The organism is Kribbella pittospori (assembly GCF_004331465.1).
GTDB lineage: Bacteria > Actinomycetota > Actinomycetes > Propionibacteriales > Kribbellaceae > Kribbella > Kribbella pittospori.
This window is the reverse complement of the sequence record NZ_SJKB01000002.1, coordinates 346,514-360,810: the sequence shown is the minus strand read 5'-3', so window position 1 is coordinate 360,810 and position 14,297 is coordinate 346,514. Positions and strand designations below refer to the sequence as shown.

General features: G+C 67.9%; 14 protein-coding genes. 8 read left to right on the top strand and 6 right to left on the bottom strand.

What is annotated here, in order from left to right; genetic code table 11:
- Positions 1 to 30 precede the first annotated feature (30 nt).
- Positions 31 to 1,254, top strand: coding sequence for an MFS transporter (locus E0H73_RS08215; RefSeq protein WP_131352886.1), 1,224 nt, complete (start codon positions 31 to 33; stop codon positions 1,252 to 1,254).
- On the opposite strand, the gene galK is transcribed toward E0H73_RS08215, so the two are convergent.
- A complete protein-coding gene (gene galK, locus E0H73_RS08210; protein ID WP_131352885.1) occupies positions 1,150 to 2,394 on the bottom strand; it encodes a galactokinase in 1,245 nt (414 codons plus the stop codon). The genes E0H73_RS08215 and galK overlap by 105 nt on opposite strands.
- Complete coding sequence (galT, locus tag E0H73_RS08205) at positions 2,391 to 3,437, bottom strand: galactose-1-phosphate uridylyltransferase (protein ID WP_131352884.1); 1,047 nt, start codon at positions 3,435 to 3,437, stop codon at positions 2,391 to 2,393. The genes galK and galT overlap by 4 nt, the downstream gene beginning before the upstream one ends.
- A 169-nt stretch (positions 3,438 to 3,606) precedes the next feature.
- Here galT and E0H73_RS08200 point away from each other — a divergent pair, with 169 nt between their 5' ends.
- Positions 3,607 to 4,935 carry a hemolysin family protein gene (locus E0H73_RS08200; protein WP_131352883.1) on the top strand — a complete coding sequence of 443 codons (1,329 nt, stop codon included), beginning with the start codon at positions 3,607 to 3,609 and terminating at the stop codon, positions 4,933 to 4,935.
- Here the strand turns inward: E0H73_RS08200 and E0H73_RS08195 are convergent.
- The 3 genes from E0H73_RS08195 to E0H73_RS08185 all read right to left on the bottom strand — a co-directional run bounded on the left by E0H73_RS08195 (position 4,877) and on the right by E0H73_RS08185 (position 7,667).
- Positions 4,877 to 6,148 carry an MFS transporter gene (locus E0H73_RS08195; RefSeq protein WP_131352882.1) on the bottom strand — a complete coding sequence of 424 codons (1,272 nt, stop codon included), beginning with the start codon at positions 6,146 to 6,148 and terminating at the stop codon, positions 4,877 to 4,879. The genes E0H73_RS08200 and E0H73_RS08195 overlap by 59 nt on opposite strands.
- A 2-nt stretch (positions 6,149 to 6,150) precedes the next feature.
- Positions 6,151 to 6,744, bottom strand: a complete 594-nt coding sequence (locus E0H73_RS08190) for a helix-turn-helix domain-containing protein (protein WP_131352881.1) — start codon at positions 6,742 to 6,744, stop codon at positions 6,151 to 6,153.
- Between the two features lie 80 nt (positions 6,745 to 6,824).
- On the bottom strand, positions 6,825 to 7,667 hold the full coding sequence (locus tag E0H73_RS08185) for an alpha/beta fold hydrolase (RefSeq protein WP_131352880.1): 843 nt from the start codon (positions 7,665 to 7,667) through the stop codon (positions 6,825 to 6,827).
- Positions 7,668 to 7,834: 167 nt separating this feature from the next.
- Between E0H73_RS08185 and E0H73_RS08180 the strand changes: the two genes are divergently transcribed.
- Positions 7,835 to 8,218 (top strand): YciI family protein, encoded by a 384-nt coding sequence (locus tag E0H73_RS08180; protein ID WP_131352879.1) that lies wholly within the window; start codon positions 7,835 to 7,837, stop codon positions 8,216 to 8,218.
- A gap of 163 nt (positions 8,219 to 8,381) precedes the next feature.
- Here the strand turns inward: E0H73_RS08180 and E0H73_RS08175 are convergent, their stop codons facing one another.
- Entirely contained in the window at positions 8,382 to 9,371 is a 990-nt protein-coding gene (locus E0H73_RS08175) for an N-acetylglucosamine kinase (RefSeq protein WP_238163885.1), read from the bottom strand.
- A 257-nt stretch (positions 9,372 to 9,628) separates the two neighbouring features.
- Here E0H73_RS08175 and E0H73_RS08170 point away from each other — a divergent pair, with 257 nt between their 5' ends.
- From E0H73_RS08170 to E0H73_RS08150, 5 genes are all read left to right on the top strand, one after another.
- The gene (locus tag E0H73_RS08170) at positions 9,629 to 10,411 is read left to right on the top strand and encodes a sugar isomerase domain-containing protein (protein ID WP_131352878.1); all 783 of its coding nucleotides are present in this window, start codon (positions 9,629 to 9,631) and stop codon (positions 10,409 to 10,411) included.
- Positions 10,412 to 10,435: 24 nt separating this feature from the next.
- Positions 10,436 to 11,854 carry an N-acetylglucosamine/diacetylchitobiose ABC transporter substrate-binding protein gene (gene ngcE, locus E0H73_RS08165; RefSeq protein WP_131352877.1) on the top strand — a complete coding sequence of 473 codons (1,419 nt, stop codon included), beginning with the start codon at positions 10,436 to 10,438 and terminating at the stop codon, positions 11,852 to 11,854.
- 2 nt (positions 11,855 to 11,856) lie between these two features.
- On the top strand, positions 11,857 to 12,870 hold the full coding sequence (locus tag E0H73_RS08160; RefSeq protein WP_238163884.1) for a carbohydrate ABC transporter permease: 1,014 nt from the start codon (positions 11,857 to 11,859) through the stop codon (positions 12,868 to 12,870).
- Positions 12,867 to 13,760, top strand: a complete 894-nt coding sequence (locus E0H73_RS08155) for a carbohydrate ABC transporter permease (RefSeq protein WP_131352876.1) — start codon at positions 12,867 to 12,869, stop codon at positions 13,758 to 13,760. The genes E0H73_RS08160 and E0H73_RS08155 overlap by 4 nt, the downstream gene beginning before the upstream one ends.
- Positions 13,761 to 13,892: 132 nt before the next feature.
- Positions 13,893 to 14,294, top strand: coding sequence for a hypothetical protein (locus tag E0H73_RS08150; protein ID WP_202867255.1), 402 nt, complete (start codon positions 13,893 to 13,895; stop codon positions 14,292 to 14,294).
- Positions 14,295 to 14,297: the final 3 nt, after the last annotated feature.

Sequence of the window (14,297 nt, the reverse complement as noted above, 5' to 3'; positions counted from 1 at the left end):
AAAAGAAGAAGAAGTGGGGAGGGGCCGGGGATGAGAGGGAGCCGGGAGGCTCCGCTCGGTAGGCCGTACTGGGTTCTCTGGACCGCTGGCGCCGTCTCGTTCGCCGGTGACGGGATCATGTTCGGCGCGCTGCCGTTGCTGGCCGCATCGATCACCCGCGATCCCCGCATCGTCTCGCTCACCGAGGCGGCCGCGAACGTCGGCTGGCTGCTGCTCGGGCTGATCTCCGGGGTGATGGTCGACCGCTGGCGACGTACGACGACGATGTGGATCGTCGACACGATCCGGGCTGTGGTAGCCGGCGCGTTCGCGGCCGTCGTACTGCTCGACCTCGGGACGATCCCGCTGCTGCTGCTGACCGCGTTCCTGCTCGGTCTGCTCGCGCCGTTCTTCGACAACGCGGCGTCGGTCGTGGTGACCGATGTCGTCGTACCGGCCTCACTCGAACGGGCGAACGGCTACAGCCAGGCCTCGCTCGTGGTGCTTTCGAGCCTGATCGGTCCGCCGTTGGGTGCAGCGTTGTTCGTGCTGAGCCGCGGACTGCCGATCCTGCTGAACGCCGTCTCGTTCGCCGGGGCGGCGTTGCTGGTCTGGATCGTCCGGAAGTCCGCGCCGGCTCGCGTCGTCGACGCCGACCGCCACCTCGGCCGCGAACTCAAGGAAGGACTCGTCTATCTCTGGCAGCACAAACTGCTGCGATCACTGTGCTTGCTGCTCACGATCGTGAACGCCGTCGGCGCCGGCATCGTCGCGATCCTGGTGCTGTACGTCCTCGAAGTACTGCACCTGCCGCAGGCCGGCTTCGGTTGGCTGGTCGCCATCTACGCGATCGGCGGTGTGCTCGGTGCATTCATAGCGCCACGGTTGTCCCGACGGATCTCGACTTCCACCAGCCTGATCGGGGCGATGGTCCTCAGCGGCGTCGCGGTCGTGTGCTTCGGCGTACTGTCCGACCTGGCCCCGGTCGCCGTGGCCGCGGTGGCCCTCGGCTTCGGCAGCACCTGGTGGAACGTCGTCTCGATCACTTTGCGGCAGCGCGTCGTACCGGCAGAACTGCTCGGCCGGGTGACCGCGGTCTATCGGATGGTCGCGTTCTGCGCTGCACCGCTGGGCGCCGTCGGTGCGGGATTCCTCGCACACCGCACCGACCTACGCACTCCCTACCTGGTGATGGGGCTGATCCAGCTGGCGGCCACCGTTGTCTCCGCCCCGCTGATCCGGCGCGAGGTCCGAGCGGCCACGGCTACGTCCTGAACGGGCACCTTGGTCGGCGCGCGATGCTCCGGCCGACGGTGTCGCTGCCAGGGCGCTGGGGGCGTTGAAGCCGTGTTCCGCAAAGGCTTTCTCGATCGCGGCCAGGACCGGGTCGGCCGCGTTCGCCTCGGTCAGGGCGATGATGCAGCCACCGAAACCGCCGCCAGTCATCCGCGCGCCGAGCGCACCTGCTGCGAGAGCACTGTCGACCGCGACGTCCAGTTCGGGCACGGTGATCTCGAAGTCGTCCCGCAGCGACGCGTGCGACGCGGTGAACAACGGTCCGACGTCGCGCAACCGGCCGGCGTGCATCAACGCGACCGCGTCCTCGACTCGGCGGATCTCCGTGACCACGTGCCGGACCCGGCGTCGTACGACGTCATCCGGCAAACGATCGAGTGCAGCATCGAGCTCCTCGAACGCGATCGATCGCAACGCCGGTACGCCGAGCTCCGCCGCGGCCTGCTCGCAGCTCTTCCGGCGGGCGGCGTACTCGCCGTCGACGTGCCGGTGCGGTGCCTTCACATCCACGACCAGCAACGCGAGGTCGTCGGCGGCCGGGTCGAACGGGATCTGCTCGGTCGACATCGCACGGATGTCGAAGTACAAGGCATGACCGGCCGTGCAGCACATCGACGCCATCTGGTCCATCAGTCCGACCGGCGCACCGACGTAGTTGTTCTCGGCGCGTTGTGCGAGCCGCGCGACCTCGCCGGGGTCGACCTCGATGTCGCGCAGGCCGAGCAGCGCGACGGACGTCGCACACAGCAGGGCCGCGGATGAGGAGAGGCCGGCGCCCGAAGGGAGGTCGGAGTCGACCAGCAGGTTCGCGCCGCCGATCGCGTAGCCGGACTCCCGCAGGATCCAGGCAGCACCCGCCGGGTACGCCGCCCAGTCGCCGACCGAACCCGGTGTCAGCTCGTCGATGGCGAACTCGATCACGCCCCGATGCCCGGTGGAGGCGACCCGGATCCGGCCGTCGTCGCGTTTCGACGCAGTCACCAGGATCCGGTTCGGCAGAGCGATCGGCAGCACCAGGCCGTCGTTGTAGTCGGTGTGCTCGCCGATCAGGTTGACCCGGCCCGGCGCCCGCCAGCTTCCTTCCGGCGTGGTGCCGAAGACGTCCTCGAACGAGCTCACGAACCAACCTTCCGCAGGGTCTCGGCGACGTCCTCGGGCCGGGTGTCGCTGATGAACGCGCCCATCCCGGACTCCGACCCGGCCAGGTACTTGATCTTGTCCGCGGCCCGGCGGATCGACAAGAGCTCGAGGTGAAGGTAGCCGAGCTCGCGGTCGATCCGGACCGGGGCCTGGTGCCACGCCGCGATGTAGGGCAGCGGGTCGCCGTACAGGCCGTCGAGGCGGCTCAGGACGTCGAGGTACAGCTCGGCGAAATCGTCGCGCTCGCCGACCGACAGCTCGTCGATCCCGGCCACCTGGCGGTGCGGGTACAGGTGCACCTCGACCGGCCAGCGGGCCGCCTCGGGCACGAACGCGGTCCAGTTGCCGTTTTCGCCGATGACCCGGGTGCCCTCCTTGCGCTCGGCCGCCAGGACGTCGGCGAACAGGTTGCTGCCGGCAACTTCCTGGTGCCGGCGGGCCTGCGTCATCAAGGTGCGCATCCGCGGCGGCAGGAACGGGTAGGCGTAGATCTGGCCGTGCGGGTGGCTCAGCGTCACGCCGATCTCGCGGCCGCGGTTCTCGAACGGGAAGACCAGTTCGACGTCGTCGCGGGCGCCGAGCTCGGCGGTCCGGTCGGCCCAGGTGTCGACCACCAGGCGGGCCTGGCCCTGGGACAGGTTGGTGAAGGACTGGTTGTGGTCGCTGGTGAAGCAGACCACCTCGGTCCGGCCCGGGCCGGCGAAGGACGGGAACCGGTTCTCGAACACCGCCACGTTGTAGTCGTGGTCCGGGATCTCGGTCGGGTTGCCCGGCTTGCTCGCGCAGAGCGGGCACTGGTCGGCCGGCGGCAGGTAGGTCCGGGTGTTGCGGTGGGTCGCGTAGGTGATCACGTCGCCGGTCAGCGGGTCGGTCCGCAGCTCGACCTGGGGCTGTGGTGCCGGCAGCCCGCGGGTGTCCTCCAGTGGAACCCGCACCGGCGCATCGGCCGGGTCGTAGTAGCTGAGCTCGCGTCCGTCGGACAGCTTGGTGTCCGTCCGGCGCGCGCCACGCGGTGTGTTCATCGATTGACCCTCCCGGCCGACCCGACACTGGTCAGCCAGGAATCATCGTAAACCAACAAACTCGAACATGCATCGTTGGACCTGCCACCGGTAGGGTAGGTAGATGGACGACTACGCCCAACGAACGCCCTCTCGACATCCCACGAGAGGGCGCTAGGACTCCCCACCCATGAACGACACGCTGCTCAATATCGTCCTGATTCTTGTCTTCGTGCTGATCGGTGGGGTCTTCGCCGCAGCCGAGATGGCCCTGGTCTCCCTGCGCGAGAGCCAGCTCAAGTCGCTGTCGCACCGCGGCCGGCGCGGCGAGATCGTGGCCAAGGTGGCCGCGAATCCGAACCGCTTCCTGTCCGCGGTCCAGATCGGCGTGACCCTGATGGGCTTCCTGTCCGCCGCCTTCGGTGGCGCGACGCTGGCCGACTCACTCTCCCCGCACCTGCAGAAGCTGGGCCTGCCCGAGTCGGTCGCGAACACGGCCGCCCTGGTGCTGATCACCATCGCCATCTCCTACGTCTCGATCGTGCTCGGCGAGTTGGCGGCCAAGCGGCTCGCGCTCCAGCGGGCGGAGACGTTCGCCCTCGGCCTCGCGCCGCTGGTCGACCGGATCGCCTCGGTCGCCCGCCCGGTGATCTGGCTGCTGTCCAAGTCCACCGACCTGGTGGTCCGCGCACTCGGCGGCGACCCGAACGCGAATCGTGAGGTGATGTCCGACGAGGAACTGCGCGACCTGGTCTCCGGGCACGAGTCACTCGGCGAGGAGGAACGCCGGATCGTCGACGACGTGTTCGAAGCCGGCGGCCGGCAGTTGCGTGAGCTGATGCTCCCGCGGACCGAGGTGGACTTCGTCGACGCGGAGATGCCGGCGTACAAGGCGGTGAAGTTCGCGGCCGAGCGGCCGCACTCGCGCTACCCGGTGATGAACGGGTCCGCCGACGACATCGTCGGGTTCGTCCACGTCCGGGACCTGTTCGACCCGGCCGTCGCGTCCCGCTCGGTCCGGGTCGGCGACCTGGCCCGCGAGGTGCTGATGCTGCCGGACACCGCGAAGCTGCTGCCCACGCTGACCGAGATGCGCCGCCGCAGTACTCACCTGGCGATCGTGCTGGACGAGTACGGCGGTACGGCGGGCATCGTCACACTGGAGGACCTGGTCGAGGAGCTGATCGGCGACATCCGGGACGAGTACGACGAGGAGTCCGTCGAGACGACCCGGTTGCGCAGCGGCGACATCGAGGTCGACGGCCTGCTCAACCTGGACGACTTCGCCGACGAGACCGGCCTCGAGCTCCCGGACGGCCCGTACGAGACGGTCGGCGGGTTCCTCGCCGCGCGGCTCGGCAAGGTCCCGGCCGCGGGCGAGGAGGTCCAGGTCGCCGAGCACAACCTGATCGTGATGGCGATGGACGGCCGCCGGGTCGCCCGCGTCCGGGTGCACCTGATCAAGCCGACAGATGGTGAGCCGGTTCCGGATGCGGAGCCAGCGTCCGCCGCCGACTGACGATCACCAGACCGCCCACGACGTACCCGAGGCCCTGGAAGACGAGGACCGGGATGATGCCGACCGCGTCACCGAGGACACCGGCGGCCACGATGCCGACCAGCACCGCGACACCTTCGGCGGCAGCGATCGCGCCGAAGACCCGGCCGCGGATGCGGTCCTCGGTGAGGCGTTGCAGCACGGTCATCAGGCCGGCGATCGTGAACGCACCCGGTACGCCGACGACGATCATGCAGACGAACGCCGGGATCAGGCTGTCCGAGACGAGCGGGTAGCAGAACAGCGTCAGGTCGACCAGACCGAACAGCAGCGACCCGACCCCGAGCATTGTTGCTGCAGGCAACCGTGAGCCGACCGAGGCGGCGACCAGGCCGCCGACGATGCCGCCGATCGCCTGCGACGAGACGATCAGGCCGTACGCCTTCCCGTCGCCACCGAGCTCGGCACTGACGAACGGCGCGAACAGCGTGCTCATCACGCCTTCGCCGACGCCGGTCACGACGCAGAAGCCGAACAGCAGCCGCATGCCCGCACTGCCGACGCACAGCCGGAGCCCTTCGGTCCATTCAGCCTTCAGCCGCTTGATCGCCCCTTCGGCGGCCTGCTCCGCGGACTGTGCTTCTTTACGGCGCGCGGAACGGTGGCGGATGCCCGCGACCAGTGCGACCGCGATCAGGAAGGTCGCCGCGTCGGCGATGGCCAGTAGGGACAGGCCGCCGACGGCCGCGAGCACACCGCCGAGTGCGGCGCCGACGAGCCGGGCGATGTCACGGATCTGACTGTTCAGCGCATTCGCGGTCACGAGTTGCTCTGACTCGACCAGGGCCGGGACGAGGGACTGCTCGGCCGGGGTGAAGAACTGCTGCAGACAACTCTGTGCGAGCACGACGCAGTACACGATCCAGATCGCGCCTTCGTCCCGGACCGCCAGGAGCGGAAGCAGGACCACGGCGTTCAGGATGTTCGTCACGATCATCGTCGTACGGCGGTCCCAGCGGTCGACGAAGACGCCGGCCAGCGAGCCGAGCAGGACCGGTGGCACGAACGACGCCAGCAGCAGACCGCCGGACGCGAGCGTGGATCCGGTCAGCACGTAGATCTGGAACGCGAGCCCGGTGCGCAGCAGCCAGTCGCCGGTGAGAGAGATCAGCCCGGCGCTCAGCATCAGCCGGTAGTCGCGTTGCCGCGCGAGGACGCCCCACAGGTCCTTCATCGCTACTCCTCTTCGGGGGTGATCGTGACGATCTGGGTGATGGCGACGTGCCGGCTCCCGGCCGGACGGGTGGACTTGTCGTCGATCGGCCGCTCGTCGATGTACCGCTGCACAAGGGCGTTGATCTGCTCGACGAGCTCGGCCAGTTCCTCGCCGGTCAGGTAGACACCGCTCTGCCCGATGCCGGAGTGGTCGCGCCAGATCGGGTCCTCGGCCGGCCGCTGCTGCTGCCACCTGCTGAGCGACTCCAGTGCGCGCTCGGCCAGCAGTTGCTCGAGTACGTCGGCCGCCGCGGCGCCTTCCGGCGTCTGGGAGGCCTCGCGCCACGACTGCGACGTCGACACCAATCGCCACGGCCGCTCCCGGTTGTCCTTACCGGGAGCGGGCTCGACGAAGTCGTACTTCGCCAGCTGCCGCAGGTGGTGTGAGGCGAGTGCCTGGCTGATCCCGAGCCGACGTGCCGCATCGGCCGCGGTCATCGGCCCCTCCCGCCCGAGCAACCCCTGCAGATCCAGCCGCACCGGGTGTGCCATCGCCCGGATCGCCAGCGGATCGTCGAGCAGCCGCATCCGCCGGGGCTCATTCTCCAAAGACATGCTTGGAATATGCGCCGGACCGAATGAGATGTCAAGCCATTGCTTGGAATAGCATCTCCGACCGGGAGAAGATCCGCTGGTCAGCCGGTCTGTTCGCGGATCCACTCGAGGCCGGTCTCGGCCTGGGCAAGGACGGAGACGTGACCGTCGCCGGGGAGGAGGCGGAGGGCGGCCGGGCGGATGTTCCGCGCCAGCCAGGTCCCGTGCGAGCTGGGGATGATGCCGTCGGTCTGACCGTGGAAGAGCAGAGTGGGCGCGGTGATGGTGGTCGGGTCGCAGCCCCAGGGCACTACATAAGAACAGTCATCGTCGATCAGGCCGTCGGGACCGTTGGGCATCGACTTGTCGCCGGCGACCGAACCCAACCAGCCCCACGGGCCCTCGAACATCGCCAGGTCCGTGGCGGTGAACTCCGGGTCGTACTCGACTCCCGAGGCCTCGTGCCGCACCTTCGCCTCCCGGCCGGCGGCCGCGGCATGGAGTGATGCCAGCCCGGAAGGGATCATCCCGTCGTACCAGTCGAGGCCGGCCGCGTCGTATGGCGCGATGGCGGCAAATGTGGTGACGGCCTCGACCCGATCGCCGAGGATCGCAGCGGCACCGAGGGCGTACGAGCCACCGCCCGAGTAGCCCATCAGCGCGAAGGTGCCGATGCCGAGGGAGTCCGCGACCATGGTCAGGTCCGCGGTGACCGATGCCATCGTCCGCCCCGGCGCGGCGGTCGATCCGCCGTACCCGGGCCGGTCGAACGAGATCCACCGGATCCCGAGCCACTCGCCCGCCTCCGCCAGCGGCGCCGGCGGGGCACCGAGGTTCGGCGTGCCGTGGTGCCAGAACACCGCCAGCCGGGCATCGTCGCCGGGCGCGCTGTCATACACATGCAGCGTGCGCCCGTCCGCCAGCCGGAAGTCCATCTCGTCCATCTCGCTCACCTTAGATCCGTAGTGGGTTGGCGAGCGGTACGTCGGAGGGCCGCGGGCGGACTCGACATTTCGGGCAGCAAACTCTGCCCGGACGCGAAATGTCGAGTCCTCCGGGCGGCCTCCGACCTCTGCTGCGAAGATCCACCCAGACTCCGAAAGGAACCGTCATGAAGTACCTGCTACTGATTCACAGCAACCCGATCACCTGGGGGCACCCGTCCTTCCTGTACACCGAGGAAGGCCGGGCGCTGCCGAAGAAGGCCCGCGACGCGCTGGCCGCGCAGCTCGAGAACCTCCTCGAGGAGCTCGACAAGTCCGGCGAGCTGATCAACGCCGTCCCGCTCGAACCGCCGGCCAGCACCAAGGTGGTCCGGGTCCGCAAGGGCGTCCGCGCCACCACCGACGGCCCCTACTCCGAGGCCAAGGAACAGCTCGCCGGCGTCTTCCTCGTCGACGTGGCCTCCCCGGAACGCGCCGAGGAGATCGCCGCGACCATCCCGGAAGCCGAGTTCTGCGCAGTCGAAGTCCGCCCAGCCTCCGTCTTCGACTGAAGGGCGTGTCTGATGGTCCCCCGCCTACTGCGCGGCACTCGGCACGGCACCTCGCCGCACTGGCGCAAAGGCCACGATGCTCCGCATCGAGACCTTCGCTCCAGCACGCCGATGCACCGCACCGAGCACCTGCTCGCTACGGCGCTGGACCATCAGACACGCCCTAACTAACCAGCCGGGTGTGGTTCTCCCGGGTCGCGAGGGCGGGGTCGAGGGCGCCGAGGGCCAGCCAGGTGGCGCCGCCGACCCCGTCCCGAGCGGTCAGGACCTCACCGGAGAACTGCCGATGGATGTTTTCCCGGATCAATTGGCCGACCGGTGATGTTTCTCCCGCCACACTTCCGGCGAGCACCATTGGGCCTTTGTCCGACGTTGTCGTGAGCCGGCTCACTGTTTCAATGAGCAATTCGGCTGCGCGTTTCACCAGAGCCCGCGCGGTCTCGTCATTCTGTTCGTATGCCGTCACCACCGTCCGCGCCAATTCAGCGAGCAGGACGGGCGGCCGGCTGTTCACCGTTCGGATCAGGTCGTCACGCAGTACGTCGTACCCCTCACGCAATGCGATTGTCTGCTCGTCGCGGTCCGGCAGAATCGCCTGGACAACGGCCTCGCCGAGCAGACCGATCGGCTCGCCGAGATCGAGAGCGAGCAACACACTGCGCACAGCCTCGCGGCCCAGCCAGAATCCGGACCCCTCGTCACCCAGCAGCCAGCCGTGGCCGCCCGCGGTGCGGACCAGTTGGTGATCGCGGACCAGACCGGCGTTGCTGCCGGTGCCGACGATCAGGACGGTGCCGTCAGGCTCAGCCGTGCCGGAGGCGAAAGCCACCTCCAGGTCGCCGATGAAGTCCGGCTCCACGACCAGCCCCACTCCGGACCAGGCTGCGTCGAACTGCGCCTTCACATCCGGGCGTCCCAGCGCCGATCCACCCGCCGCACCGACCACTGCGGCCTTGACGGCGGTCGGATCCAGGCCGGTCAGCGCCGCGTGAAGCGCCTGGCCGAAGTTGGCCGCCGCACTTGCGGGGTGGCTGGTCGGATTCCCGCCTGCCGCGGCCCCTCTTCCCACTACGTTGCCATCATGGTCAGCGATCACGATCCGGGTGGAGGTGCCGCCGAGGTCGCCGCCCAGGACCAGTGCCGATGCTGGCATCAAGACCACTGAGTCCGCAGGTTCCGGCAGCGGGCGTTCGACCGACATACGCAATGCTCCAAACTGCTCAAAAGAGCCCTTTAGTAAGCACAAGAGAACAAGGTCACGCAACGGTCCCGATCTGGGAAGAAGAGTGAGATGAGCCTTGACTTTAGCTGCCAGTTGAGAAAAGTTCTGTCCAGCAAACCGCAAACTTGCGCACTTGTCGGCATCCGGAGTGTCGCAGCGAACACATTAGTGGAGGGGTGGGGCCGCTGATGGCCAGCAGTAACCCGGGGGAGACCGGCGGAGTGAGCGCGCAGGACTATGTTCACGCGCTGACGCCGATCATGACGGCGGTCACCGAGCAGATCGACGGTCCGATCCAGCAGGCCGCGGAGCTGATGACCAAGGCATTGCGCGCAAACGGGGTGATCCAGGCCTTCGGGTCCGGCCACTCCGAGGCGCTCGCGATGGAGATCGCCGGCCGCGCCGGCGGCCTGATCGCGACCAACCGGATCGCCCTGCGTGATCTGGTCCTGCTCGGCGGCGAATCGATCGAGGTACTGCGCGGCGGCGAACTGGAGCGCGATCCGTCGATCGCGCGCCGGCTCTACGATCTGGCCGAGCCGCATCCTGACGACCTGTTCGTGATCGCCTCCAACTCCGGGGTGAACGGCTCGATCGTCGAGTTCGCCACCGTGGTGAAGGAGAAGGGCCACCCACTGATCGCGATCACCTCGCTGCAACACACCGGTGGGATGGACTCGCGCCATCCGTCCGGCAAGAAACTGATCGACCTCGCGGATGTGGTGCTCGACAACCACGCGCCGTTCGGCGACTCCGTGCTCGACCTTCCCGGCGATGGGGGCAAGGTCTGCGCCGTGTCGTCCATCACAGCCGCCCTGATTGCGCAGATGCTGGTGGCCGAGGTGCTCCGTAGGCTCACCGACGCCGGTGAGACTCCACCGGTGTACCTGTCAGCGAACATCCCGGGCGGGGACGAACACAACCACGCCCTTGAAGCAAGGTACGCCGGTCGAATCCGGCGTACTGCGTGAAACACTCCTTGGAAGGCGGGACCAATGACCACTCCCAACAACCTGTCGCGGCGCCTGTTCCTGCAGCGCGCAGCGGTCGGCACCTTGCTGGCGACCGGCGGCAGTACGCTGCTGGCCGCCTGTGCCACCGGCGGCAGTGACGACAGCGGTTCCGGCGGTGGAGGCGCCGACAAGACCGCGGACAACCCGTTCGGTATGGCGGACAAGTCGACCGTTGACGCGGTGATCTTCAACGGTGGGTACGGCTACGACTATGTGACGTTCGCGGCCAACCTCGTGCAGCAGAAGCACGCGGGCTCGACGGTCAAGGTCGCTCCGTCCACCGAGATCGCCCAGCAGTTGCAGCCGCGCTTCGTCGGTGGCAACCCGCCGGACCTGATCGACAACTCCGGCAAGGCCCAGATCGGCTTCGGCACGATCCTGGACCAGCTCGCGACGCTGGACGACGTCTTCGAGGCCAACAACTACGAGGGCACGAAGATCGCCGACACCCTGTACCCCGGCGCCAAGGACCCCGGTACCTACGACGGCAAGTTCGTCGCCATGAACTACGTGCTCACGCTCTACGGCCTGTGGTACTCCGAGAGCCTGTTCAAGGAGAACGGCTGGGAGCTGCCGAAGACCTACGACGCGCTGCTCGACCTCGGCGCGAAGGCCAAGGCGAAGGGCAAGTACCTGTTCGTCTGGGGCAAGGAGGCCGCGACCTACTACCACACCCTGGCCGTCGACTCCGCGATCAAGGAGGGTGGCGACGAGGTCCGGCTGGCGCTGGGGAACCTGGAGGCGAACTGCTGGTCGCAGCCGCAGATCCAGGGCGTCTTCAAGGCCATGGAGACCATGGTCAAGAACGGCTACTTCGTCCCCGGCGGGGCCGGCACCCAGTTCACCGCGGCGCAGGCGAAGTGGAGCAACGACCAGCAGGCGATCCTGTACCCCTCGGGTTCCTGGATCGAGAACGAGATGAAGAAGGCCACGAAGTCGGGCTTCGCCATGAAGGGCATTCCGGAGCCCACGCTCACCGACAGCCCGAAGCTGCCGTACGAGGCGCTGCGCAGCGCGGCCGGCGAGCCGTTCATCGTGCCGTCGAAGGGCAAGAACGTCGCGGGCGGCAAGGAGCTCCTGCGGGCCATGCTGTCCAAGGAGGCGGCGACCAACTTCGCCAAGACGCGGCTGGCGCCGACGATCGTCAAGGGTCTGGTTCCCGCGGACGGTTTCGGTTCGACGGCGCTGCAGTCGCAGATCGCGATGCTGGACGCCGCCGGTACGAACATCTTCGACTACCAGTTCGTCGGCCTGTACGGCATGAACACCGACAACCTCGTGGTCTGGAACTCGTTCCTGTCCGGCCAGCTCGACGCGGCCGGCCTGACCAAGGGCCTGCAGCAGATCACCGACAAGGTGCGCAACGACAGCTCCGTCAAGAAGATCCCGGTCACGAAGTGACCGTGACGCAAGATGTCGTGCCGGAGGGCGGGCCCGAGCGGTCCGCCCCCCGGCGGGGCCGGGGGACGGCCCCCCGGCGGCGCCGGCCGCTGACCTTCGACCGGGTCAGCTTCATGGTCGTGTTCCTCGGCCTGCCGCTGGCGGTGTTCGTGATCTTCGTGGTCTCGCCGTTCGTGCAGGCCCTGTACTACTCGCTGACCGACTGGTCCGGGTTCAGCGCGGGGCAGAACTTCGTCGGCTTCGACAACTACGTCAAGCTCTTCCACGACGACATCTTCCTGAAGGCCGTCCGCAACAACATCGAACTCGCGATCGTCGTGCCGTTGGTGACGATCGTGCTGGCGCTGACGCTGGCCACGCTGGTGACGGTCGGAGGCTCGGGCACCGGGACCGTCCGCGGCCTGCGCAACTCCGGCTTCTACCGGATCGTCTCCTTCTTCCCGTACGTGATCCCCGCGATCGTCATCGGCATCATCTGGGCCCAGGTGTTCACGCCGGGCTCGGGTGTCCTGGACGCGATGCTGTCGAAGATCGGCCTGCACCAGTTCGAGAACTACGCGTGGCTCGGTGACGCGCGGACCGCGATGCCGGCGTCGATGTTCGTGATGATCTGGGGCTTCGTCGGCTTCTACATGGTGCTGTTCATCGCCGCCATCCGGGGCATCGAACCCGAGGTGTTCGAGGCAGCCCGGATCGACGGCGCCGGCCGGTTCCGAACGGCGGTGTTCCTGACGGTGCCGCTGATCCGGGACAACGTGCAGACGGCGTACATCTATCTCGGTATCGCCGCCCTGGACGCCTTCGTCTACATGCAGGCGCTGAACCCCGGCGGCGGGCCGCAGAACTCGACGCTGGTCATGCCCCAGCAACTCTTCACCACGGCCTTCACCAAGGGGCAGTTCGGCTACTCGACGGCGATGGGCGTGGTCCTGGCCGCGGTGACGATGCTGTTCGCGCTGCTGGTCTTCACAGTGAACGCCCTGACCGGCGGACGTGAGCGGAAGGTACGCCGATGACCACCACTACCGCCGACCGGGCCGGAGTCGTCGACGCGTCCCGCGCACCCGGTCACCGGTCCCGCGAGGGCAGGGGTGTGGCCACGACCGCCCACATCGCGCTGATCCTGTGGTCGCTGCTGGTGATCCTGCCGCTGCTGTGGACGCTGTTGTCCTCGTTCAAGTCGACGCAGGAGGTCCTGGGCAACCCGCTGGCGCTGCCGAGTACGCTGCGCTTCGACAACTACGCCAACGCCTGGACGACGGCCGGCATCGGTCGCTACTTCGTGAACACGGTGGTCGTCGTCGGCTGCGCGCTGGTGCTGGTGATGATCCTCGGCGCCATGTGCGCGTACGTGCTGGCCAGGTTCTCGTTCCCCGGCAACCGGCTGATCTACTACTCCATGCTGGCCGGGCTGACGTTCCCGGTCTTCCTGGCGATCGTGCCGCTGTTCTTCGTGCTGAAGAACCTCGCGCTGCTCAACACCCTGCCTGGGTTGATCATCACCTACGTCGCGTTCGCGCTGCCGTTCACCGTCTTCTTCCTGCACAGCTTCTTCAAGGCGCTGCCGGGCGAGGTCTACGAGGCGGCGCAGATCGACGGGGCAGGTGAGTGGCGCTCGTTCTTCTCGGTCATGTTGCCGATGGCGCGGCCGGGGATGGCGTCGGTCGCCATCTTCAACTTCCTGGGGTTGTGGAACCAGTTCCTGCTCCCCGTTGCGCTGAACACCGACTCGAAGAACTACGTGCTCTCGCAGGGCATGGCCTCGTTCGCATCGCAGGCCGGCTACGCGGTGGACTTCGGCGCGCTGTTCGCGGCCGTGGTCATCACGGTGGCGCCGGTGCTGGTGGTCTACATCATCTTCCAGCGTCAACTGCAGGTCTCCGTCACCGCCGGAGGCGTGAAGTAGGAGTAACAGCCTGCCGTGCTGCTGACACGGCAGGCTGTCGTTGCACGCTGCGCGGGCGTCATCAATGCGTAGCCGAAAAGATCTCGCTCTCCTCGGCGGCTCGCCGTAATCTCGACAGTGGGAGTGAGGGCGATGGAGTGGCTTGGGGTGGTGGTCGTGTTCGGGCTGCTGTGCGGCCTGCTCAGCCTCCTGGTGCCGAACCCGCCGTCACGTCGTCGCCGCCGGTGGTCGCGCTCGATGCAGCGCGTCACCAGACGGTTCCGGCGGCGCAAGGTCGTCCAAGCCGATCCGTTCGACACGTTGTGGGTGCAGACCAGGCTCAGCCACCTGGCCGGTGAGATCCGGCGGATCGAGACCACGCCCCGGCTCTATGCCCGGGCCCACCGGTTGATGGCCGCCGAGGCGGCGTACGACGACCTGCTCGACGAGGCCTGCCGACTGGCCGGCGTACCGAGCGAGGCAGAGCTCGAGCGCAGTGAGGAGAAGCGCTGGCTCGAGGAGCGGGAGCTGGCCTCGCGCGGCTGGTCCTGGTGACGC

Coding starts and splice junctions, on each gene's coding strand:
- E0H73_RS08195 (WP_131352882.1), bottom strand. CDS start 6,148: ATGAAGGACCTGTGGGGCGTCCTCGCGCGGCAACGCGACTACCGGCTG.
- ngcE (WP_131352877.1), top strand. CDS start 10,436: ATGACCACTCCCAACAACCTGTCGCGGCGCCTGTTCCTGCAGCGCGCA.
- galT (WP_131352884.1), bottom strand. CDS start 3,437: ATGAACACACCGCGTGGCGCGCGCCGGACGGACACCAAGCTGTCCGAC.
- E0H73_RS08185 (WP_131352880.1), bottom strand. CDS start 7,667: ATGGACGAGATGGACTTCCGGCTGGCGGACGGGCGCACGCTGCATGTG.
- E0H73_RS08200 (WP_131352883.1), top strand. CDS start 3,607: ATGAACGACACGCTGCTCAATATCGTCCTGATTCTTGTCTTCGTGCTG.
- E0H73_RS08150 (WP_202867255.1), top strand. CDS start 13,893: ATGGAGTGGCTTGGGGTGGTGGTCGTGTTCGGGCTGCTGTGCGGCCTG.
- E0H73_RS08190 (WP_131352881.1), bottom strand. CDS start 6,744: ATGTCTTTGGAGAATGAGCCCCGGCGGATGCGGCTGCTCGACGATCCG.
- E0H73_RS08180 (WP_131352879.1), top strand. CDS start 7,835: ATGAAGTACCTGCTACTGATTCACAGCAACCCGATCACCTGGGGGCAC.
- E0H73_RS08155 (WP_131352876.1), top strand. CDS start 12,867: ATGACCACCACTACCGCCGACCGGGCCGGAGTCGTCGACGCGTCCCGC.
- E0H73_RS08175 (WP_238163885.1), bottom strand. CDS start 9,371: ATGCCAGCATCGGCACTGGTCCTGGGCGGCGACCTCGGCGGCACCTCC.
- E0H73_RS08215 (WP_131352886.1), top strand. CDS start 31: ATGAGAGGGAGCCGGGAGGCTCCGCTCGGTAGGCCGTACTGGGTTCTC.
- E0H73_RS08170 (WP_131352878.1), top strand. CDS start 9,629: ATGGCCAGCAGTAACCCGGGGGAGACCGGCGGAGTGAGCGCGCAGGAC.